Source organism: Rhodosalinus sp. K401, assembly GCF_041365735.1.
In the GTDB taxonomy this organism is placed as follows: domain Bacteria; phylum Pseudomonadota; class Alphaproteobacteria; order Rhodobacterales; family Rhodobacteraceae; genus Rhodosalinus.
This window is the reverse complement of record NZ_JBGFSI010000050.1, coordinates 1-558: the sequence shown is the minus strand read 5'-3', so window position 1 is coordinate 558 and position 558 is coordinate 1. Positions and strand designations below refer to the sequence as shown.

Here is a 558-nt window from a genome sequence, read left to right as displayed (position 1 = left end):
TCCTCGGCCGCGGCCTCGGTCGTCGCGGCACGTTCGGCGAGGCGCTGGCTCGCCGTCGCGTCCTCCACCATGATCACGATGTCGGAAAGCGCCGCGCGCTCCTCCTGCTGCCAAGTGGGCTGCGCGAGCGCGGCGAGCACGACGAGCCCGGCAAGCCCGCGGAGCGCCCAGCCGGACAGCCCGCGCCAGAGCGCGAGCGCGGAGGCCGCCGCCACCGCCACGCCCAGCGCGCCAAGCAGCCAGAGCGGCACGAGGGGGTCGAAGAGCACCGTTCCCGTCATTGACCCAACCTGTCGAGAAGCGCCGGAACATGCACCTGGTCCGACTTGTAGTTGCCCGTGAGCACATGCATCACGAGGTTCACGCCGAAGCGGAAGGCGAGTTCGCGCTGGCGCTCTCCCGTGTAGCCGCGTCCCACCGGGTAGAGAGGCTGGCCGCGCTCGTCCACGGCCCAGGCAGCGGCCCAGTCATTGCCGCCGATGACCACCGGCGTCACCCCGTCGTTGAGGTTGCGGAAGGGCATCCCCTCGATCCGTTCGGCGTCGGGCGGCGCGGCCT

At 71.9% G+C, this 558-nt stretch carries 1 protein-coding gene and 1 pseudogene; both read right to left on the bottom strand.

Annotated elements, in window-relative coordinates; all coding sequences use genetic code 11:
* Positions 1-281, bottom strand: a pseudogene (locus AB6A66_RS17485) (hypothetical protein); the annotation flags it as partial.
* A partial coding sequence (locus AB6A66_RS17480) for a DUF4159 domain-containing protein (protein ID WP_371056904.1) occupies positions 278-558 on the bottom strand: 281 nt, incomplete at its 5' end. The pseudogene AB6A66_RS17485 and the gene AB6A66_RS17480, both read right to left, overlap by 4 nt.